20 protein-coding genes are annotated in these 20056 nt (G+C 45.7%); 5 read left to right on the top strand and 15 right to left on the bottom strand.

What is annotated here, in order from left to right; translation table 11 throughout:
- Positions 1 to 70: 70 nt before the first annotated feature.
- From AC0YOD_RS23690 to yyaC, 3 genes are read right to left on the bottom strand one after another with little or no spacing between them, the layout of a single operon-like run.
- A complete protein-coding gene (locus tag AC0YOD_RS23690; protein ID WP_475801806.1) occupies positions 71 to 733 on the bottom strand; it encodes a DUF6483 family protein in 663 nt (220 codons plus the stop codon).
- Positions 734 to 751: 18 nt separating this feature from the next.
- A complete protein-coding gene (locus AC0YOD_RS23685; protein ID WP_475801805.1) occupies positions 752 to 1594 on the bottom strand; it encodes an alpha/beta fold hydrolase in 843 nt (280 codons plus the stop codon).
- Between the two features lie 57 nt (positions 1595 to 1651).
- Positions 1652 to 2182 carry a spore protease YyaC gene (yyaC, locus tag AC0YOD_RS23680; RefSeq protein WP_475801804.1) on the bottom strand — a complete coding sequence of 177 codons (531 nt, stop codon included), beginning with the start codon at positions 2180 to 2182 and terminating at the stop codon, positions 1652 to 1654.
- 185 nt (positions 2183 to 2367) lie between these two features.
- On the opposite strand from yyaC, the gene AC0YOD_RS23675 reads away from it, so the two are divergent.
- Positions 2368 to 2595 carry a DUF1128 domain-containing protein gene (locus AC0YOD_RS23675; RefSeq protein ID WP_475801803.1) on the top strand — a complete coding sequence of 76 codons (228 nt, stop codon included), beginning with the start codon at positions 2368 to 2370 and terminating at the stop codon, positions 2593 to 2595.
- A gap of 169 nt (positions 2596 to 2764) precedes the next feature.
- On the opposite strand, the gene AC0YOD_RS23670 is transcribed toward AC0YOD_RS23675, so the two are convergent.
- From AC0YOD_RS23670 to AC0YOD_RS23655, 4 genes are all read right to left on the bottom strand, one after another.
- Positions 2765 to 3217 carry a hypothetical protein gene (locus tag AC0YOD_RS23670; RefSeq protein WP_475801802.1) on the bottom strand — a complete coding sequence of 151 codons (453 nt, stop codon included), beginning with the start codon at positions 3215 to 3217 and terminating at the stop codon, positions 2765 to 2767.
- 204 nt (positions 3218 to 3421) lie between these two features.
- A complete protein-coding gene (locus AC0YOD_RS23665) occupies positions 3422 to 5008 on the bottom strand; it encodes a UDP-glucose--hexose-1-phosphate uridylyltransferase (protein ID WP_475801801.1) in 1587 nt (528 codons plus the stop codon).
- A gap of 35 nt (positions 5009 to 5043) precedes the next feature.
- On the bottom strand, positions 5044 to 6030 hold the full coding sequence (galE, locus tag AC0YOD_RS23660) for a UDP-glucose 4-epimerase GalE (RefSeq protein ID WP_475801800.1): 987 nt from the start codon (positions 6028 to 6030) through the stop codon (positions 5044 to 5046).
- A gap of 49 nt (positions 6031 to 6079) precedes the next feature.
- Positions 6080 to 7252: a galactokinase gene (locus tag AC0YOD_RS23655; protein ID WP_475801799.1), complete on the bottom strand. Its 1173-nt coding sequence runs from the start codon at positions 7250 to 7252 to the stop codon at positions 6080 to 6082.
- A gap of 216 nt (positions 7253 to 7468) precedes the next feature.
- On the opposite strand from AC0YOD_RS23655, the gene AC0YOD_RS23650 reads away from it, so the two are divergent.
- Positions 7469 to 8326: an AraC family ligand binding domain-containing protein gene (locus tag AC0YOD_RS23650; RefSeq protein ID WP_475801798.1), complete on the top strand. Its 858-nt coding sequence runs from the start codon at positions 7469 to 7471 to the stop codon at positions 8324 to 8326.
- Positions 8327 to 8439: 113 nt separating this feature from the next.
- Positions 8440 to 9669 carry an NAD(P)/FAD-dependent oxidoreductase gene (locus AC0YOD_RS23645; protein WP_475801797.1) on the top strand — a complete coding sequence of 410 codons (1230 nt, stop codon included), beginning with the start codon at positions 8440 to 8442 and terminating at the stop codon, positions 9667 to 9669.
- Between the two features lie 118 nt (positions 9670 to 9787).
- On the opposite strand, the gene AC0YOD_RS23640 is transcribed toward AC0YOD_RS23645, so the two are convergent.
- Positions 9788 to 10339 carry a hypothetical protein gene (locus AC0YOD_RS23640; RefSeq protein ID WP_475801796.1) on the bottom strand — a complete coding sequence of 184 codons (552 nt, stop codon included), beginning with the start codon at positions 10337 to 10339 and terminating at the stop codon, positions 9788 to 9790.
- A gap of 255 nt (positions 10340 to 10594) precedes the next feature.
- On the opposite strand from AC0YOD_RS23640, the gene AC0YOD_RS23635 reads away from it, so the two are divergent.
- On the top strand, positions 10595 to 11794 hold the full coding sequence (locus AC0YOD_RS23635) for a magnesium transporter CorA family protein (protein WP_475801795.1): 1200 nt from the start codon (positions 10595 to 10597) through the stop codon (positions 11792 to 11794).
- A gap of 77 nt (positions 11795 to 11871) precedes the next feature.
- Here the strand turns inward: AC0YOD_RS23635 and AC0YOD_RS23630 are convergent, their stop codons facing one another.
- A complete protein-coding gene (locus tag AC0YOD_RS23630; RefSeq protein ID WP_475801794.1) occupies positions 11872 to 12840 on the bottom strand; it encodes a Gfo/Idh/MocA family protein in 969 nt (322 codons plus the stop codon).
- Between the two features lie 150 nt (positions 12841 to 12990).
- Here AC0YOD_RS23630 and AC0YOD_RS23625 point away from each other — a divergent pair, with 150 nt between their 5' ends.
- Positions 12991 to 13812: a lipase family protein gene (locus AC0YOD_RS23625; protein ID WP_475801793.1), complete on the top strand. Its 822-nt coding sequence runs from the start codon at positions 12991 to 12993 to the stop codon at positions 13810 to 13812.
- Positions 13813 to 13913: 101 nt separating this feature from the next.
- Here the strand turns inward: AC0YOD_RS23625 and trhA are convergent, their stop codons facing one another.
- From trhA to AC0YOD_RS23595, 6 genes are all read right to left on the bottom strand, one after another.
- Positions 13914 to 14558 (bottom strand): PAQR family membrane homeostasis protein TrhA, encoded by a 645-nt coding sequence (gene trhA / locus AC0YOD_RS23620; protein ID WP_475801792.1) that lies wholly within the window; start codon positions 14556 to 14558, stop codon positions 13914 to 13916.
- Positions 14559 to 14637: 79 nt separating this feature from the next.
- The gene (locus tag AC0YOD_RS23615) at positions 14638 to 15333 is read right to left on the bottom strand and encodes a hypothetical protein (protein ID WP_475801791.1); all 696 of its coding nucleotides are present in this window, start codon (positions 15331 to 15333) and stop codon (positions 14638 to 14640) included.
- Between the two features lie 64 nt (positions 15334 to 15397).
- Positions 15398 to 16786 (bottom strand): glycoside hydrolase family 26 protein, encoded by a 1389-nt coding sequence (locus tag AC0YOD_RS23610; RefSeq protein WP_475801790.1) that lies wholly within the window; start codon positions 16784 to 16786, stop codon positions 15398 to 15400.
- Positions 16787 to 17059: 273 nt separating this feature from the next.
- Positions 17060 to 17263: a hypothetical protein gene (locus AC0YOD_RS23605; protein ID WP_475801789.1), complete on the bottom strand. Its 204-nt coding sequence runs from the start codon at positions 17261 to 17263 to the stop codon at positions 17060 to 17062.
- A 32-nt stretch (positions 17264 to 17295) separates the two neighbouring features.
- Positions 17296 to 18213: a TRM11 family SAM-dependent methyltransferase gene (locus AC0YOD_RS23600; protein WP_475801788.1), complete on the bottom strand. Its 918-nt coding sequence runs from the start codon at positions 18211 to 18213 to the stop codon at positions 17296 to 17298.
- Positions 18214 to 18238: 25 nt separating this feature from the next.
- Positions 18239 to 20053, bottom strand: coding sequence for an FTR1 family iron permease (locus AC0YOD_RS23595; protein ID WP_475801787.1), 1815 nt, complete (start codon positions 20051 to 20053; stop codon positions 18239 to 18241).
- Between the last annotated feature and the right edge of the window lie 3 nt (positions 20054 to 20056).

The following is a 20056-nucleotide window of genomic DNA, read 5'->3' as shown; positions in this document are numbered from 1 at the left end:
TAAAAATTTTTGTGAAGCAAAGCTTGCTTCTGAAGCATATGCTTTTGTGAATGAGCCCTACTTCAGTTGCTTACGCTTTTATATTTTCTGTTGGTCCTGTAAGAGCTTCAAGCCCTTGCAGGACCTCTTCACGCGGCAGACCGCCTGATTCTAATTTCTCATCGCTTAGAAGCAGCATGCGTCTATAGATGTCAGCGGCTTCCTCCATGCGAAGGAGGCTGTCATCCAACAGCTCGTGCATCATATTTTCAGCCAAATCAAAGCGTGCTTCGTCTTCATACCACTCCATAAGGAGTCGTTTGGTCGATACAGGCAGCTCATAAGGTTGAAGCAGAACCAACAGCTCCTGAATTTGGTCACGCGGTTTTACCATAATAGGCTCTGCACCTGCCAGTGACAAGCGTAAAAATAAATGCAGCGACTTTACATAAGAGGAGAAGCTCTCATCCTCTCGGCCAAGCTCATCATTCAGCTCTGCTTCATGCCTGATCAATACGGCTATCGCACTCATTTGATCGGTCTCAAGAATGCCATTCGTCGTCATGACCTTCATTAAATCCTCATCGGATAAGGAGCGAATCAATTTACTGCTTAATCGAAAGCGCTTATCCAGCAAATCATCAATGACGAGCAGCGCCTCTTCTTGCTTGCGCTCACGCCGCAAATTCATAATTTGTCCAACCGCTTCGGTCATTTGCTCTATCATTCTCATGAAATAATCACGTTGAAACAAATGATTCCCCCCTAGCTGTTACTGCTTGGATTTCACAAATTTCAAAATAGCTGCGGTCAGTTCCTTTGGCTGTTCCATCATTCCCAGATGTCCAGCGGTTTCCAGTACAACCTTCTCCGTTGATCCATTACTTGCGGCAAACGTGCTGTCCGATGGAATCACGCCATCATTCGCTCCTGATACTAGCAGCACAGGGAGATCTGATTGTTCAATAACATGCTTGCGATCCATTCTAACCTTCATTCCTCTTGCTGTTGCCATAGCTCCTTGCAGTGACGTCGCATAACCGATTCCTTTTACTTCCTCAACGGTTTTCGGCATAGATTGGAGACTAGCTGCTGCAAACAGCTTTGGCACTAGGCCGTCTACGAAAGCTTGAACACCAGTTTGCTGAAGGGTTTCAACCGCTTTATCTCTGTTTTGTTTCGCTGTTTCGCTATCTTCAAGAGCTGTTGAATGAATAAGCCCAAAACCGGACAGCTTCTTGGAAAATTTCTCTGCGAATGCTAAAGCAATGTATCCGCCCAAGGAGTGCCCTAGCAGAACCGCATTGTGAATTTGCAGCTTTATTAGCATGCCAGCAATATCTTCTGCATACATTTCCATCGTATAAGCTTCATAGATCGGAGCACTGCTTCGACCATGTCCGCGCAAATCAGGTGCAATGACCCGTACCGATTGTTCCAGATCTTCTGCAATATGATCCCAATAAGCCGAGCTGCCGCAGTAGCCATGAAGCAACACCACGACCTCAGTAATGCCATCCTCAGCGCCGCCATCCACGGGATGGGAATCATAATAAGCGAGCTCAACACCGTTATCCAAAAACATCTTCCGCTGTGCGATCGAGCTTTTATTCATTGCTGCTCCTCCTGTCATCATCTGCACTCTCCTCTTCATCATTCAAATTTGTTGGAATTAATTCTCGATAATCGTTACATTCACACTCTTATTCCATGCCTCGTCTATGGCGTCCACAAGCTCTTTTGCCATTCCCATGACATGGTAAAGCGACGTGGTTTGCAGCATCCAATATGCTTTAGGTCCATTTGCATTGACTACGCCCGCAATACTATAATGTCCAACAGCCGGCAGCCTGCGGCCAATCGCTTTTCCAGGCTGCAATGGACCATCCGTCACAAGAAATTGCCCCACCGATTTCGGCTTGCCTAAGCAAGCATCAATAGCAATAACAATTGCATGATCTCTAACATTCCTTATTTCATGTTCAACCGCGTGAGCATCACAAGGCTTCTCTAGTGTCCCAATAACATCTCTCCAGCCCCGCTCTTGCAGCATAGTACCCACAAGAGGACCGAAAGAATCACCGGTAGAGCGATCTGTTCCTATACACATAAATACAATTTGCCCGCGATCTTGATGCGCTGCGGCGATCGATTCTAGAAATTGCTTCATTCCCATTTCCACTAGCTGTTCCGTTTCCCGCACCTGCCGATCCTTGCGTTATCTATTTGCGATTATCGCTTCTTTCAATTGTATCCAATTTTAAGTACCTGTTCAATTTGTGGTCATCTCGGAATGAAACATGATACAATTGCATCAAAGTAAAGGCTTATGAATAAGACGAAACTTACGATGCCAGTTCGGATCGCAATAATTTTAGGAGGCATCCCATGACGAATTTACAATTACAAACAAAAGAAAATGTAGAGTTTATGATTGATGTAATCAAGACCAAACTAAAAATGGCTTCAGCTGCTGCCATGCAGGCTTCTCATTTCGATATCAATCAATACGAGGATATACGCGAGCTCTATGAAGTTGTTGCGGCTAAAGATAAATTCAGCATTAGCGAGGTTGAAGCTCTCGTATCCGAGCTGGGTAAATTACGCAATACTTAACAAAACGTTATATTCAACATTTTATTCCATAATCAGACATTTATTTTCGAAATTCGATAAATTAACTTTTTACAAATATATCTAGAGTTTTCGTTGATAATAGCATGATATGGAATGAAAAACCGAGTTCGGGCATTTTAGCCGAACTCGGTTTTTTTGTGTAAATACGCTATTCTTGTTCCTCTTCTTGAACCTCGGCAGCTTCGATCGAAAGTTTAATCGTTACGTTCTTAAGTTCGCCTTTAAGAAAATGTGCGATTCTCTCAAGCTTATCTGCAAGCTCGGGTCCGCTAAGCGTTGTATTCAACTGATAATCAAAGCTATCTGCCGGAGGCTTACGGTCGCTATATCCGCCCTGCCCTCTCCAGCCGCGCTCTCCGCCTGAATTAGCTGGTGTTAATGCATGCTCTTGTACAGGATAAAACTTGTCTGACTTGTTCACGACTCTTTCATAGATCCGCAGCTTTTTCAGCAGCATGTAGTATTGCGCGGAATGCTTGAAATTCCAAGCCTCCCTAATATCTTTCAGCGTGTAATCCATCTTCCAACGCTTTAGCTTCTCTACTTGCTCATCTGTGCTTAGCTGTAGAAAGTCATCTAGCGGCAGCATTTTTTCGGACATTTTGACCCCTCCGATAATAGTTTAAAACCATATAAATTAATAAATCTTCGTCTTTATTTATTCTATAAAAAAATACCATAAATTTCGGCGGTTTACAAATAAATATATTTCATTCGTAATGATTGTGATTACTTTTACGAAAAAAACATAAAAAAAGAACCTCCGTTAATACGCTTTATGCGAGCGCACTTGGAGGTTTCTGCTTTATTCACTCTTCTGAAGCCCGATTGATGCTAAGAACCGCTCAAATGCTGCTGCTCCGTCTGCTGTACGTTTATACACGCCCGCATCTTTTAGCACCTCAAGAAACTTTCCACCCGCCTCAGACTCAACTGTAATCCTTGCTTGCTCATCTGAGAGGGCAGTTCCATATCGCTCGATTAGAGCTGATACCCATGAAGCATGCTTATGAAGGGGATGGTCTTCACTAAGAAGCTCTTCTGCACCAATTGAAGCACCAGTCAAGTAAGCAGCAATTTGCTCCAGCTCCTCCTTGAGACGTCCCGGCAATACAGCCAGACCCATGACCTCAATTAGTCCAATGTTCTCTTTCTTAATATGATGCAAATGCTGATGCGGATGGTATATACCGTCCGGATGCTCTTCGCTCGTGCGATTGTTGCGCAGCACCAAATCGAATTCATATTCACCGTTATCCTTCAATCTTGCAATCGGCGTAATTGTATTATGCGATGTAAGCGAACCATCAGCTTGCTCCGTATAAGCTAATATATCAGAGGACGCGTCATTATAAACACGCCACTCATCAAGCAGTCGGCACGCTGCGCTGTGCACAGCAGCTTTGGAGCTGCCGTTAACCCGTACAACGGACATTGGCCACTTTATAATGCTGAAGCGAACATTTGGTAGCTCAGGATCAATAAATGACGTCTCTTCTGGCGCCTTTTCCATTGGAAAGACATGACGTCCCGCCTGGTAGTGATCATGGGTCAAAATCGATCCGCCGACAATAGGCAAATCAGCATTAGAACCAATAAAATAATGCGGGAATGCTTCAACGAAATCTAACAGTCTTGCAAAGGATGTATGCGTGATGACCATAGGATCATCTGCGCCCTTGAATACTATGCTGTGCTCATTGTAATAAACGTAAGGAGAGTATTGAAAAAACCATTGTTCTCCTTGCAAAGTGAGCGGCACAACACGAAGATTTTGCCTAGCTGGATGATCTGCCCGACCGGCATAACCAACGTTTGCTATGCTCAGCAGACTTTTCGGATACTTAGACTGCGGGAGCGTTTTGAGCAGCGCTATTTCTTTTGGATCCTTCTCGGGCTTGGATAAATTAATGGTAATTTCAAGATCGCCGTATTCCGTTTCTTGAAGCCAATATTTATTTTTTCTAATGCGGTCCATCCGAATATAATTGGAATCTACGCTTAGTTTATAGAAGGCGTTTGTCGCTTCCATAATGCCCTCTTGATTCGCTTTTCTCTCAAAAGCGGCTGCTGCTTCCGATGGACGCGGCAGAAGCAAACCCATGATTCGAGCATCAAGCAAATCGCGGTACGTTGTGATATTATCCGGAATAAGTCCGATTACAAAGCCATAATCAAGCAATGGCTCAAGCAGCTCTACTGCACTATCTAACGCCTCCACAGGCACTAATCCCTCGTACGGCTCAGCAAGCTGGAATAAATCTAGAAGTGAATTGCGAGACGCTATAAGATCAAGCTCCCCCAGCATTTCTCGCTGTTTCGCAAATTGCAGCAGTCTTTCTATAAGAAGCAAAGCATCGTTTGCTGATGATGTTTGTTGTTCAATTGCCATGAGATGAAGCTCCTTCCACTTAAACAGATTGCTCTTTAGCCGTTATAGCCATTTGGATTGGCTTCTTGCCAGCCCCAAGCGCTTTTGATTATATCCTCAAGCTTGCTGCGCTTCGGATTCCATCCCAGCTCTTGACGAGCACGGTCAGAGGAAGCAACCAGTATGGCAGGGTCGCCAGAACGACGGGCTTCCATAACAGCAGGAATTTCTCTTCCTGTTACGCTGCGAGCGATATCAATAACTTCTTTTACAGAGAATCCTGTTCCGTTACCAAGGTTGTAAACAGCGCTATCCGCGCCGCCGCGAAGGCGGTCAACTGCGAGAATATGCGCATCAGCTAAATCGCTTACGTGGATGTAATCGCGAATGCATGTGCCGTCCGGTGTATTATAGTCCTCTCCGAATACGGAGATATGTGGACGTTGTCCTAGCGCAGCTTGCAGCACAATCGGGATGAGATGCGTTTCCGGATTATGGTCCTCACCGATTTTACCGCTCTCATGCGCACCTGCAGCATTGAAATAACGCAGAGCAACATATTTGATACTGTGAGCTACATCAAACCATTTCATCATTTTTTCCATGGCCAGCTTCGTTTCGCCGTAAGCATTCGTTGGCAATGTACGATCATACTCATCGATAGGCACATTTTCAGGCTCACCATACGTTGCAGCTGTTGATGAGAATACAATTTTGCGAACGCCGTACTGGTTCATTTTCTCAAGCAAGCACAATGTACCAAATACATTGTTGTGATAATATTTCCCTGGTTCTTTCATGCTCTCGCCAACGAGTGAATTCGCAGCGAAATGAATAACTGAGTCAATTTCATTTTCTTGGAATACGGTATCCATGAAATCCGCATCACGAAGGTCGCCTTCATAAAGCTTGCCTCCGAGCACCGCTTCCCTGTGTCCTTGCTGAAGGTTGTCAATGATTACAACCTCCTCGCCGCGCTCATTCAACGCTGCTACAGCATGTGAGCCAATATAGCCTGCTCCTCCTGTTACGAGTACTGCCATAATTAATTTCCCCTCTCCATTTTCAAAAATGATGTTGCGAATGCAGCTCCTATACGAGACGTTCTACGCCATTACCGATGGTGCATACATAGAAGTCTGCCGTTAAGCCCGTTTCGTCCTTGTATTTACGACCTACCTCCGTTTGGAAGGTCTCTACGCTATCTTCATGCACAAGGGATACTGTGCAGCCGCCAAAGCCGGCACCTGTCATACGCGAACCAAGCACACCATCAATTTGACGTGCCGCTGCAACCATAGCATCAAGCTCAGCGCCTGTTACTTCATATAGATCACGAAGCGAATCATGCGACCCATTCATAAGCTGACCGAATTGCACCAAATCATTTCCTTGAAGCGCTTTGATGGATTGCAGTACGCGATCAATTTCCTCAACAACATGCTGTGCGCGTTTTTGAACGATTTCGTCTTTGATCAAATGCTTAGCTGAGTTGAATTGCTCCAGCGTAAGTTGACCGAGCAGTGTAAGCTCTGGAAATGCCGCCTGCAGTTCCTTTACCGCTTGCTCACATTGGCTGCGACGCTCATTGTAAGCAGAGTCTACAAGGCCGCGGCGCTTGTTCGTGTTGCCAATAACAAGCTTATAGCTTCCGGAATCAAATGGTACCAGCTCATACTGGAGCGTGTCGCACATTAATAGAATAGCATGATCTTTTTTGCCGTTTGCAACAGCGAATTGATCCATGATGCCGCATTTAACGCCATTGAACTCATTTTCGGATTTTTGTGCAAGCAATGCGATTTTCACTGTATCTGCTTCGAGTCCCTCGAGCGTTTGCAGCGCGTAAGCCGTTACAACCTCAATAGAAGCAGAAGAAGATAAGCCGGCACCATTCGGAATTTCACCATGGTAGAGCAGGTCATAGCCATTTTTGAATATGATGCCGCTTTGCTGCAATTCATTCACAATGCCCTTCGGATAGTTCATCCAGTCGTCAGCCTCATCATAAACGATGGTTTCCAATGAAAATTGCTTAGATGCAGGGAAATTTGTCGTTGCAAGACCAAGTTGTTTGTCAGAACGTTTGCGAATCAGCAAAGTTGTTCCAAATGTTAATGCAGCTGGGAAAACATATCCACCGTTATAGTCGGTATGCTCACCGATGAGATTAACGCGGCCTGGAGCATGGAAAACAGCGATGTCGCCAGCTTCTCCGCCGTATTGATTTATAAATTGCTGTGTCAGCTCTTGGATGTTTGCCATTTGCTATCACTTTCCTTTTTTTCATATTTAGTGGTTTCTAAGTACAACTTCAGTATAGAGTAACAAGGTTCAAAACAAAATGGCGATAAGTGCTTTTTGTATGGATTAATGTGACTTTTCGCTTTGTAGATGGACATGGTATTATAGTTAAAACATTACAAACGATAACCCTATCATTCTAATATGAAGCAGGTGTAAAGTAAATTGCAGCAGGATATGTATACGGTAGCTTCTAATCCCGTCATCACGCAAGGCGATGAGGGCTATTTGAAAGTATGGTTTGCAGGAGAGAGTCAGACGAAGCCTCTCCACCGACTCGGACCAAAGGTATACGATTTCTATTTAATGCACATCGTCCTTGCAGGAAAGGGCACGTTCAGCTGTGACGGGAAAACACATGCTCTATCCGCGGGACACACTTTCCTCATCGAACCGGAGCAGTTGATCAGCTATGAATCAGATCCCGCTGAGCCCTGGCGCTATCGCTGGGTAGCCTTCAGTGGTTCACTCTCTTCTGAGCTTGTTGCTGCGGCAGGATTTACAAGAGAGCAGCAGGTCGTCTTCACTGCGGATAAACGTCGCGCCAGCGCGTTGTTCCGGCAAATCTATGAGACCTTCCGCCATGGGGGTGCAGCAGCAGATATGAAGGCTGTAGGTTATTTGCATTTGTTGCTGGCTCAATACAAAGCTTTGCTTGATGCAGCTGACGAAAGCTCTGATCGAACGGGTCATTCCGAGAGCGATCATTTGCTTCAACAAGTGGTTCATTATTTATCAACGCAATACGCTCATCCTGTTTCGATCGAACAAATGGCGGAATCACTCGGCTATAACCGTGCCTATTTGTCTCGGCTGTTCAAGCAGCGAACCGGTCTATCCCCTGTCACCTTTCTCTTAAAGCTGCGCATTGATAAAGCCCGCCAAATGCTTCGCGATCGTCCGGAGCTTACGATTGAACAGATTTCCGCCTCAGTCGGTTTACAAGATGCCCTCTATTTCTCTAAGCAATTTCGACGGCTGCATGGACAATCTCCAAGTGCATATCGCGATGCAATGAGAAGCTTAGGCGAGTAATTCCTCCAAAGTAACATCCTCATCATACACGCAAGTAAATTAGCATTCATTTTATGACTTCCCTAGCTTCATTTTTAAAATTTGGGGTAATACTAAGCTAGGGAGTGATAATTATGAAAGAGCTGCATACGGGCAGCCTATTTTGGCCGAGTACGTTAAGCAACACGAAAAACTATGAGCCCTTAAAGCAAAATAAAAAAACACAGGTAGCCATTATTGGAGGAGGCATGTCCGGTACGATTTGCAGTATGATTTTTGTTAAAAGCGGTCTTTCAACCGTCATACTGGAGCGCGGTCAGGTTGCCGGCGGCAGCACCTCCGCCAATACCGGATTACTCCAATTTTCAAACGATATCATGCTCTGCGATCTCATAGATCAAATCGGGGAGCAGGATGCACAATTCTTCTATAAATCATGTGCAGATGCAATTGATATGCTTGGCGCTCTTGCAGCTGAGCTTCCTGTTGATGTCGGATTTATTAAACGAAACAGTCTTTATTATGCTACCGATGAATCGGACCTGCCTAAGTTACAGAAGGAATATGAAGCCATGAAAGCATGCGGTCTCTCTGCTGAATTTTTGTCGCCAAATGAGATAGAGGAGCATTTTCCTTTCCGCAAAGCAGGAGCTATCATCACGCATGGTGATGCAGAGATTAATCCCTTCCAATTCGTGTCGGGCCTTGCCGATGCCGCTGTTCGGAAAGGTCTGCAGATCCATGAGGAAACGGATGTTGTTGAACATATAACGCTGCCTAATGGGTATCATCTCTTGCGAACAAAGGATGGTTTTGAAATAGAGGCCGAGCATGTCGTCTATGCGATCGGCTATGAGCCTGAGGAGCTTCGAGGGAAGCTGATTAAAGCGGATATCAACCGTTCCTATGCAATCGTTACGGAGGTACAGCCAAATATTCAAAGCTGGTATGAAGGAACCATGGTCTGGGAAACAGCCCGTCCTTATTTGTATTTACGGACTACTGTAGATGGACGTGTCGTAGCTGGCGGGCTGGACGAGGATGAAGAACAGCCGCTGCACAGCGAGCAAGGGCGGCATAGCAGAGGCAAGAAGCTTTTGGATTCGCTTCAAGCTCTTTTCCCAGAGCTGACGGCACCGATACAATTTGAATGGAGCGCTACCTTTGGTGAATCCTGTGATGGACTGCCCTTTATAGGCAAAGATCCAGCTTGGAAAAATGTCTATTATTGCTTAGGCTATGGAGGTAACGGTACGGTCTACAGCATGCTCGCAGCCAATATCCTTCGCGATCTCATTATAGGCAAGGAGCATCCACTGGCTGATATCGTTAAGCTGGATCGCAAATCACTGGCTAATGTGTAGCCCATCACTCATTTAGTTAAGTCGCTACAAAAAATCTCCGTACTGCTTCATAACATTTCATAGTAGTACGGAGAGCATGAACAAGCGCTTTATTGACCGCTTTTTATACCATTTAGGATCAGGAGCCTGATACAATCTTCGAGGCATTGCATTCACGAAATACGGACTCAGCTGTACCAAGTCTCGATAAATCAGGGCCGCCCTCTATATCCATTAGTGACTTGCTCTCATCGGTTTCTACAATTACGACCAACGCTCCGCTTTGCAAAGCTGAGCTGCAAATTTGACTTTCTTCATGGTCGAGTCCCAGCCTTTGCAATGTATTTTCGTGACCATTATCACCGAAAAATACAGAGCCGAACAGTGGAAAGGCTCCACCCATATATGGTGAATTGGCATAGCCAGGAATAGCAGCCGTTACACCAAGCCCGTTATATCCGGCTGCACCAATCATACCAATGCTTTGAAATCCATCAGGATGATCCGAGACATCCTCTAATTCACGCAGCTCATCAGCATGCACATCGCTTTCGGATTCTATTCGTCTGGAATGCTCGGAATCCTTCGCCAGCACTCGTAGCTCACCTGGTACAAATCCCGCTTCCTCGAGCTGCTTGATAGCGTTTATCGCCCCTTGTTCCGTTTCAAAAATACCAATCTTTCTTGCCATGTTATTCCCCTCCTGCAATGCATTACATGTGCAATTAATGATTACATAAGCAGCGGTTCTAATCTATTTCCCACAGCAAGCGCACATGCTAAGCTTGGTATGCCCTATTTTGACGGAATAAGTCGGTTTTTGTTTGAATATAGTATGAAAGTATGAAACGGTTCTCTATTGCAAAGCACAGGTTGCTCAACAAGGAAGTTCGGGGTATGATGGAGGAATATATATTGGAAAATCGGACAAGCAGGAGGCAAAGCGATGGTTCATCGAATGCTTCGCTATCCCGCAGGGTGGGAATGGCATGTTCTGCAGCAAGCTAGGGGGCAATCTGTTAGGCAAGAGCCTTTGCCGAGTAGGAAAGACAGCGTGAAACAAACGACTGCCCCGCATGAAGAACAGCGAGCGAGCAAAGCAGCATCCAAGAAAGAAATAGAAACCTCACAAGAACTTAAGGAAGAACAGAAGCGTCTATTTCCTGAGAGCGCTACTTGGATCGACGAATGTTCTGGCAGAAGGACTAATCATATAGCCATTAGAGGATTTCCTCCTCATGACCAAATACTCTGCGGCACATTGATGATTCAAATATCGGAAGATCAAACGGATGTTCAGCCTCTTCATTTCTGGCTATCGCAGAACAAAATCATTACCATGCAGGATGATTTGCGTTCTGCTATGCGTCTTCAATCCGAGGAGCATACAGTCAAACTCAATAATTGCGATACAGCTCAAGAAGCTTTTTTTGTTATGATCAGTATTCTTCTGAGACCCTTCCATACTGGATTAGATGGCTTTGAAAGTCGTTTGGGAGACCTAGAAACCTCCATGCGTAGAAAAAATCGAACAGGACTGCTCAATGATATTTTTGAGCGTCGCTACGAGCTGCTGCATTGGAGTCATCTCTTTATTCCTGTGCGTGAGCTTCATGGTGCAGCCAAGGAAGCTTTTATGGAAGAGTTAACTGAAATGAATGGCTTCAAACGCTTTACCCATAAGCTGGAACGCATTGATATGCTGCTTCAGCATTACACCCATGAAATTGATACACTTTTGTCCATGGATGAAGCAATCGCCAGTTTCAGAGGCAATGATATTATGAAGACATTAACGATATTCACTGTCATGTTCCTACCTTCCACTGTAGCTGGGGCTATCTGGGGATCTAATTTCGATAAGTTGCCATGGGAGAAATATGAATGGGGATTTACTGGAATGATGACTATTATTGTGGTCATTACGGTCTTAATATATATTTGGCTGTGGAAGAAAGGTTGGACCGGCGATTTGTTGAATGCGCGGAACTCGAAAGAGGTTGTTGCGGATAATTCAACTTCAAGAGGAAGCCGCTCCAGCAAAAAGAAGTCCAAACCCCTCCCTCATGCATTACAATCTTCCCATCAAGAAACAGTCGAGGTCGATGGGCTCTCACGTCGAAAACGTAACCATTCAAAAGGATAATGGATTAACAATAGTCCGCTTGCAGAGACCCTGGATCTCTGTAAGCGGACTTTTTACTTTTTTCACATAGGTTTTGCTTAAAGCTTAACCGGCAAGCCTGAGAGAGCCGACTCGTTAGCGGCAATCGTCACTCTATGCGTCTGCCATGCGTCCGCATAGCTAGAACGGATTCTCGAGGTGTCACCTGTTTTAATCGCATGCAGAAAAGCCTCGTTTTCCAACTCATATGGATTAGTCCTATTTGCATATTCCGTTTTACGTCCCGCCTGTATATCCAGCAAGCGGTCATGTCCAAGCTCCAGAACGCCTTTATTTGTGTAAATATGGAGCCCTGAGCGGTCTCCTGCGGGAATAGCACAGGTATTGCTGATTGTGGCAACAGCACCTGATGTAAGCTTAAGTGTAACAGAACCTACATCCGGAACGGATACACCCTCCTCAACTTTCCCCATAATGCGCTGCCCATAGGCAGCATATACTTCGCTTACTTCTCCAAGCGTATAACGAAGCAAATCAACGATATGTGTTGTTTGCTCGACGAATTGCCCGCCAGATCCTTCTATTTTTCTCCACCAGCCTACGCCAGGCATGGAGCCCATCCAATAGCCAAGCGCCATTCCAATTTCACGCTCGCGAAGAATTTCTCTTGCACGATCCGTACTGTCCATATAACGGAAATGGTATCCGACTGATGTAATAAGCCCCTTATCCTGAATTCCCTCCAAAATAGCAGACGGTATTTCCTCATCTACTCCAAGTGGCTTCTCCACCAAAAAAGGAATGCCTCTTTCCGTTAAAGCGCTCTCAATTCCTCCATGCGCAAAGGGAGGAACGCATACATAAACGGCATCGAGCTTATGTGCATCAAGCATATTATCAATAGAGCTATAGCCCTCTGCACCGTGAAATTGTTGTGCTGCTCGCTCTGCTTTTTGCTTGTTTGTAGCACAAAAGGCTGCTACCTTCACCCCTTCGATTTTAGAGAGCTTTTCTGCATGCATCATACCAAACCAGCCTGTACCAACAATGCCTATCTGAAGCGTCATCAACCATTCTCCTCTCACTCTCAGCATACTCTCTTAATTATACTTGCCCCACTCTAGGTAAGTCTATTTTTATCCGCTGGTACCTATTCGCCCACCTCAACATACAATACTACATCAATAGGACCGGGGTCGTATGAGCGGAGGGATGTCATGGGAAAAAGCAAGCGAAATTCACGACAAGAACCGCAAGAGCTGGATCTTCGAACCGCCCTGTTTTTGGCTGCGGTTTGCGGACAAACGTACATGCAATTCAATAACAAGGATGGCCTGTTTCTTGTACCGAGCACCTATAGACTCGCAGGCGAATTTACAGCTAAGGGAGTCGATAATAGCGAAGAGCGCTTTGGCTTTGTCCTGACATCCGATCGCGCCTCTGTCCTTGCTTTTCGCGGCAGCGGCTCTGCTGTAGACTGGGTGGCTGATTTCATTGCGCAGCAGACAACTTATCGTCCTGTCAAAAATGTCGGGCTTACTCACAAGGGCTTTACAGACATTTATATGTCTATGCAATCTCAAATTTTCAACATTGTTAAGGAGCTGCCGTTAGATAGACCTTTATTTATAACCGGTCACAGTCTCGGCGGAGCGCTTGCCACACTCGCTGCAATGGATCTTGCTAGTAATTCACCATTTACTGAGCCTCTTGTTTATACTTTTGGCGCGCCTAGAGTCGGTGATCCAAAATTCGTCAGCAACTATAATACAACGGTCGCAACCCATTGGCGCTTTCAGAATGAATTCGATATCGTTCCACATCTACCGACACTTGTCTACCAATCCCCGAAAACGAAACAAACCTACTATTATATGCACGTAAAAGGCGAGGTTAAGCGCTCATTCCGCATGGGCTCTGTCTCCGGCAACCATATTTTATCCAGCTACTTCGCCGACCTTGCGAATCAAGAGCCCGCTTTCGCCATGTCCATATGCGCGAATCCACCAGGCTTTTGCCCGCCTGTCGTCATTATGTAGCCGTTATATATACAAAAAAATAGTGAGGAAATTCTCACACGCCATGAGCTTACCGTCACGGGGATTGAGATTCTCTTCACTATTTATGCATGGCGGGATGATTAGGCCGGCAGCACATAAAGCAATATGGCGAAAAAATGCACGATGGAACCAGCAAGTACGAACAAATGCCACACTGCATGATGATACGGGAAACCGCGCCACATATAGAAGACCGTCCCGAACGTGTATAGCAATCCGCCAGTTATTAGCAGCTGTACGCCTCCTGGAGCCAAATGAGTCGTTAACGGTTTCCAAGCAAACACAATGATCCAGCCCATAGCAATATAGATAATGGTTGAAGTGAACAAATACTTGGATGCAAAAAACGATTTGAATATGACGCCAAATATTGCAGCTCCCCAGACGATACCAAAAAGCACCCAGCCCAGTTTCCCTTGTACAATATGGAATAGAATTGGCGTATACGTTCCTGCAATAAATACATAAATGAATGAATGATCTAATGATTCAAACACTCGCTTTGCTTTGCCTTCAGGAAAACTGTGTACAAGCGTAGAAGCAGCGTAAAGCAAAAGCATAGCTGTACCGTATATCGTGAAGCTAACGACATGGAATGCCGTTCCTTTCGTCGCCGCGAATACAATCAGTACGACCAGCGCTGCGATACTTAATCCAACACCTATGCCATGAGTGACAGCATTTGCGATTTCTTCCTTCTTCGAATACGTATGGGTATTGGCCATAGGTCATTCCCCTCCTGCACCGTAAGAAGCCCCATTATTTAGTATAATTGGTCTCTTACCTTTCCTTTAGTGTATAGGATCAGACCCAACCTTTCAACCATTCACACATCCTGTTAATGGTTTTGTCTAGGTTACAGACAGCCTCATCATCCATATAGGGCTGTGTATGGCGGAAGTAATCCGCATGACCGCCTAGTGTCGGTATGCCTTCGACGTATCCTGGCGCATACTTCAATCGATTCCAGCGGGGCATGAGATAGCCTGATCTGCTCCAGCCTCCCCAGCTGCCAATGCGGCTTATGGGATCATTGAGCTTTCCAAAGCTGTCAATGGAGTGAAAATAGCTAACCCGCTCCTGAAGCCCCGGATCAATAGGTGTTCGCGGTGAACCGATTTGCACGATGCGAAAATCCTTCAGCTCATCCTTCTCATGCAGCATTTTTGCCGCTTGATACGCTGCAGCCCCGCCTCCGCTGTGTCCAATGAGAAGCGCTCTTTCGGATGTCAGCGTCTCTTTTATTTGGTTCATAGCAAGCTGTCCGCCTATGCGGCCTGCGGTGATTCGATTCGACAGATCGCTTCTCACCTCAAGCACCTGTCTGACTAAACTGCGACTGGCGTCGCCGTATGGAAGCAACACATGAATGGATGGCGTTTCTCCGTCATATTGGAACAGCTTCTCAAGCTTTATTTTGCATTCATTGAATAACGTGTTGGATGTTGCTACACCTGCAAGCAAATAAATGCTCATACGTGATGATTTAATCGTATTCAAAACAAGACCCTCCAATCATTAAATACGGTAGATCTATATTCATTATGTGGGTCTGCCCCAAAAATCATTCTTGTATATAAATGTTATTTCCTCGTAAATTCATCTTATAGCCAATGGCAGCAATCGTTTGTTCCAACGGCAACGCTCGCATATTTCGATAAATGCGCTGGTCCATTCTTGTTTTGGTACCTGTCCATATTTTACGTTGTAAAACCTCAACAGGTGCCATATCGTTCATAACTGTACCATCATTCCGTAAGATTTGAGCGGCACGCATTCCTGTATCAAGACGTGTCTCCTTGACCTCCAGCTTCAATATGCGAGTGAAAAACAGCTCGTCCACATACAAAATACCGTTTTCCCTAAAGACCGCTCCCGTGTACGTAAAACGCTGCTCTACACCCAAATTCTCATCGTCTTCAGCTTGAGTGAGCCTCTCCAAAAAATGAGATGAGCTGGTCGCTAATTGATAGGCATCCAGCAGCTCCGGCTCGCTTGTAATGGAATAGTCATTCACTCTACGCGATAGGTTAGCGGCTGTCACATTATTTACATCAAAATAAAAAACAGCTTTTATCCGGGGATAATCCGATTCTAAATGTGTGTATAACCGAGTAATACGCGCACTGGCAAAATCATTATCCTTTTGGCCATCCGTCGTGTTAAAATGTGTCACCCCAAATTCCGAAAGCTGAATAGGTTTGACTCCGCTAAAACGGTTATAGACATAATTAAGCAGATCAAGCGGGTCCTCATAATCTGCCTTCTGACCTTTTTTTCCATTATGATACTTCACATTGTACACATTCACGCCTACCCAATCCACATACTCATCACCCGGATAAAATCGCTCAATCGTATCAACGGGCATAGCCAGCACCGTCCATACCATCGCGACATTAGGAGCCTCCTCCTCGAAAATGTCATGAACCATTTTCCACGTTTTCTTATACCAATTGGAATACCCGCTATAGTTGGTCCATGTACCGTTCATCTCCGAAGCAAACCGTAAAAAAATCGGTATGTTGGCTGCTTTTGCTTGCTCCGCGAAGGTTCGAATATACGCGTCATCCTTCACCTGCTCCAAGCCCTCGTTTGGCTCCCATGCAATATGCGGGAAGGCGCCTACAGACTTTACCTGCTGGACCCATTTGGCGGGAAAGGGCTGACCGTAGCCAACATATTTAAAATAGCTGGCATGATGGCGGCCTGTCCATTCATTAAAAGCTTTCATGCTGAAGCTGATCGTATCATCCTGCAGCACATAGGCACCGAGATAGACACCGTTCTCCGGCTCCAATTTAGCTAGCTTGTATGACCGCTCCTTCGGGGTATATTGCAGTGTCCAATCCTCCTTCTCCGCTATTGGAAGATTGTATTGCAGCATTTTTGCCTGCGTTATACTGCTTGTAACGACTCTTGATAACGTCCCATTCTCTATTCTTAGTATCATTAAAAATGCTGCCCCCAACGTGATGAGGGTTGTCATTATACATTTCTTACGTAACGAAATATTGCCGCTGCCGGAATGATCCATTCCCTTCACTCTCCTTGAAAACATGCACACATCGTATTTAGGAAGCAAGGCTTCATTCCCAGCATCGGCTTTCCGAATAATGGTTATTCGAATAAATATCATCATTAACAAAAAAAGAACGCCGAGCTGCTGCCAGCCGGCGTTCTTCTTCCTTACTATCGCTGTGCGAAAAGACTTTCGCTCCAGCAGCTATACACCCATTTTTTTACGCTGATTGTTAACTTTTTTCGTATTCTGGCTCTTCATCGCCTGCGTCCCTGTGGATAGGTGCGTTTGGCCTGGAGCTCCGCCAGATTTCGTTTTATTCTTCTGGGCCAGCATTTGCTTTGCTTTCTCTGCTTGAGACAGCTGTTTCGGCTGCTCTACAGATCCGTTTTCTTCAATTGTAGACATAGGTTCACCTCGCTTCATGCACTACATAGTTCTTATTCTACTACACTTATATATCTGGTAAAAGAGGCTTTACTCAGTGTTATGCAATCCTTTACTCGCCAATTAGCAATTTCCAGCTGTTTCTCCACCATTTTCGTCGTAATAATGACTGCTCGATCCGCCATTCTTCTTACACTCTCCAGCATAACGAGCTGCTCGTCATCCGGCAGCACTGAGCATAAATTATAAGGCATATCGACAATCGCGGCATCATAATGTTCCTCCAGCAAACGCATATCTCCAAGCTTTACTTCATTAGGGTAGCCAAAATGATTCAAATTCACCCGTGCCCCTCGTACGGCAAGCGGATTGAGATCGACCCCCTTTATATCGATCCCCATAGATAACGCTTCAACGAGGACGGTTCCCATCCCGCAGCATGGATCAATCATGCGTATATGCTCAGCCGATTGCTGAGCAGCGATATTGACGATTGCTCGAGCCGCCCTGGCGGGCAGCGCTGTAGAATAATTTTGCGGCTTTTCCGCATGCTTTAGCCACTGTGCGCTATTTTCCTGACAAAACCCAAAATACCATCGCCCGTTAACCACCGTTAGCCCAAATAGACATTCCGGTTTCCGCATTTCCGCTTTGCCGCGTATAGACGCCCCAGCGATTCGCTCCAGACCTCGCTGCTCTTCGAACGAAAAGGATTCTGTTCCTGGTGTGAAGAGCACCTTAAACGTTTTCCCTTCAAGCGTGATGCTCGGAAGCAGAGCTGTTAATTCCTCTAAGCTGTTCCCCTCCAGCATAACCTCAATGCGGCGTTTCACGAATGGGCTCCGATCAGCCGAAATTCCATAACTGCTCATAAAAATGCCGCCTTGAACCTTCTGCCCAAACAAAGAAAGGAGCTCTAGCCCGCATAAAGCTGCTTCGTTTTCATGACTTGCATACGTATAAATGTACATCGGGCACATCTCCATCTAAGCTGAACTATTTTGTATTTATCGCATGAGCTGCAGTCGCAGACCCCCGCTTAAGCTGTGTTCGAATCACTTTGCCAATAATATAAGCAAGCACGAGAAGCTGAGGCAGTGATGTTTCCCAAGTTGGATAGACGCCAAGCGCGCTTATGGTTGGCAAGCCTGACGCAGTGTGCGAGGGTATCCATCCAGAAACCTGCAGGGAGTGTATGCTTTCTCCGAGAAAGCGTACCACTAAATAGTAGATCAGTACAGATGCAACGATAAAGAACGGTCTTATCGGCAGCTTCGTACTAAACTTAATAATAGCAAATCCCAGTGCGATCAATAGAATAAACGTTACACCAAACCCAAGTGCAAGCTGCAAAGGTTCAATAGAGGGCGCCATCCCTATATAAAAGATAGTCGTCTCTGCACCCTCACGGAATATGGCAAGACAGGATACTGCGAACAAGGACCAAAGACTTCCCCTTGCCAACGCCTTGCCCATTTGTCCATCAATATAGTTATTCCAGTTCTTCATGTTGGACTTGCTGTGCAGCCAGTTGCCAACCGTAATCATAAGCACAACGGACAAGAGTCCCGCAATGCCCTCAATCGATTCACGTGCGCTGCCTGCCGCTACTTGAGCGATCGCATAGGTCAATACAAAGGCCATAACCCCGCTCATTAGCAAGCCTGCCCAGACGCCAGACCATACCCATTTTCGCTTGTCTCCATTGCCTGTTCGCTTCAAGTATGCCAGTAGGGCAGCTAATACCAATATCGCTTCCAGCCCTTCTCGCAGCAAAATCATACCTGCATCCCAAGCCGTATAACGAGTCTCCGCTTTCATCGGCTCTAACTGCGTTAGCATCTCCACAATGAGCTTCTCTGCTTTATCAACAGCTGGCGGTTGAGACAATAAATAACCTGCAACCTCCGCCATTCTAATTTCAATATTGCTATAAACTGCAGCAGAGCGCAGCGCAACCTCTCCTTCAATCGCAGGCCATTGGACAATGAAAGCCTCTATTTGTGCTGCAGCTTCCGTATAATGCCCGCCTTGCGTATCCGACAGCGCTTGTTCCAAAATAGCTGTGGAGTCTGCTACGGTCAATCCAGATTCCTTGGCAACGGAGGCAATTTTCCCATCTTTGTAATCATGGATTAATTGAATAAGCCCCTGTGCTTCCTTCTCAGCCTGTTCTGCACGAGGAGGATCCGCTTGTACCGAAATACGAATCATACTCATTTTCGTTTCCATGCTGCCGTATACGCTGAAATTATCAGCTCTAACAGCTGCTTCGATTGGAGGCCAATTACTATTCATCTTCCGATAATCAACATTTGCATTTTCCCAGTTTCCTGCTTTTATCTGTACTAATAAGTCCTCCGCCAGCGGCAAAAGACTGCTAGCCGCCTCTTGTCCAGACAGCTGCGGTGTTTCCTCGTCCACGCTCTTTACGTATTGATTAAGCGCCTTTGCGAGTGTCGAAAGTGAGGTTTTCGCAGCTGCAGGATCACTCTCCGATGCGGCTAGCGCTTTACGCGCTGCTGCTAGAGCGGAATTGACATTGGCAGACTGCGTGCTCGCTTCTGGAGAGAGAGACTCCCATCTAGCAGCAGCATCCTCTACATGAGAAACAGCAGCCTCCCATTTGCCTTGGCCGGCTTCAACAAGAGCACCGCCAATCAAAGGGAGGAGTTTATCAAGATCAGATGCTCCCTGCTCTTCTGCCAGTGCAAACCCAGTACTATGACTAACCATCATTAATAATAGAAAAAAAACGGAACAAAAACGAATCATTTTCCGTTTCATTCCGCTGTCATATTTTGCGAACATCAT

This window comes from Paenibacillus sp. J31P13 (assembly GCF_056269295.1).
Note: the sequence above shows the minus strand (reverse complement) of the source record. Positions and strands in the feature narration are given on the sequence as shown.

Coding starts and splice junctions, on each gene's coding strand:
- AC0YOD_RS23665 (WP_475801801.1), bottom strand. CDS start 5,008: ATGGCAATTGAACAACAAACATCATCAGCAAACGATGCTTTGCTTCTT.
- AC0YOD_RS23650 (WP_475801798.1), top strand. CDS start 7,469: ATGTATACGGTAGCTTCTAATCCCGTCATCACGCAAGGCGATGAGGGC.
- AC0YOD_RS23610 (WP_475801790.1), bottom strand. CDS start 16,786: ATGATACTAAGAATAGAGAATGGGACGTTATCAAGAGTCGTTACAAGC.
- AC0YOD_RS23645 (WP_475801797.1), top strand. CDS start 8,440: ATGAAAGAGCTGCATACGGGCAGCCTATTTTGGCCGAGTACGTTAAGC.
- AC0YOD_RS23635 (WP_475801795.1), top strand. CDS start 10,595: ATGGTTCATCGAATGCTTCGCTATCCCGCAGGGTGGGAATGGCATGTT.
- AC0YOD_RS23630 (WP_475801794.1), bottom strand. CDS start 12,840: ATGACGCTTCAGATAGGCATTGTTGGTACAGGCTGGTTTGGTATGATG.
- AC0YOD_RS23640 (WP_475801796.1), bottom strand. CDS start 10,339: ATGGCAAGAAAGATTGGTATTTTTGAAACGGAACAAGGGGCGATAAAC.
- AC0YOD_RS23685 (WP_475801805.1), bottom strand. CDS start 1,594: ATGAATAAAAGCTCGATCGCACAGCGGAAGATGTTTTTGGATAACGGT.
- trhA (WP_475801792.1), bottom strand. CDS start 14,558: ATGGCCAATACCCATACGTATTCGAAGAAGGAAGAAATCGCAAATGCT.
- AC0YOD_RS23675 (WP_475801803.1), top strand. CDS start 2,368: ATGACGAATTTACAATTACAAACAAAAGAAAATGTAGAGTTTATGATT.
- galE (WP_475801800.1), bottom strand. CDS start 6,030: ATGGCAGTACTCGTAACAGGAGGAGCAGGCTATATTGGCTCACATGCT.
- AC0YOD_RS23655 (WP_475801799.1), bottom strand. CDS start 7,252: ATGGCAAACATCCAAGAGCTGACACAGCAATTTATAAATCAATACGGC.
- AC0YOD_RS23670 (WP_475801802.1), bottom strand. CDS start 3,217: ATGTCCGAAAAAATGCTGCCGCTAGATGACTTTCTACAGCTAAGCACA.
- AC0YOD_RS23600 (WP_475801788.1), bottom strand. CDS start 18,213: ATGTACATTTATACGTATGCAAGTCATGAAAACGAAGCAGCTTTATGC.
- AC0YOD_RS23625 (WP_475801793.1), top strand. CDS start 12,991: ATGGGAAAAAGCAAGCGAAATTCACGACAAGAACCGCAAGAGCTGGAT.
- AC0YOD_RS23605 (WP_475801789.1), bottom strand. CDS start 17,263: ATGTCTACAATTGAAGAAAACGGATCTGTAGAGCAGCCGAAACAGCTG.
- AC0YOD_RS23595 (WP_475801787.1), bottom strand. CDS start 20,053: ATGTTCGCAAAATATGACAGCGGAATGAAACGGAAAATGATTCGTTTT.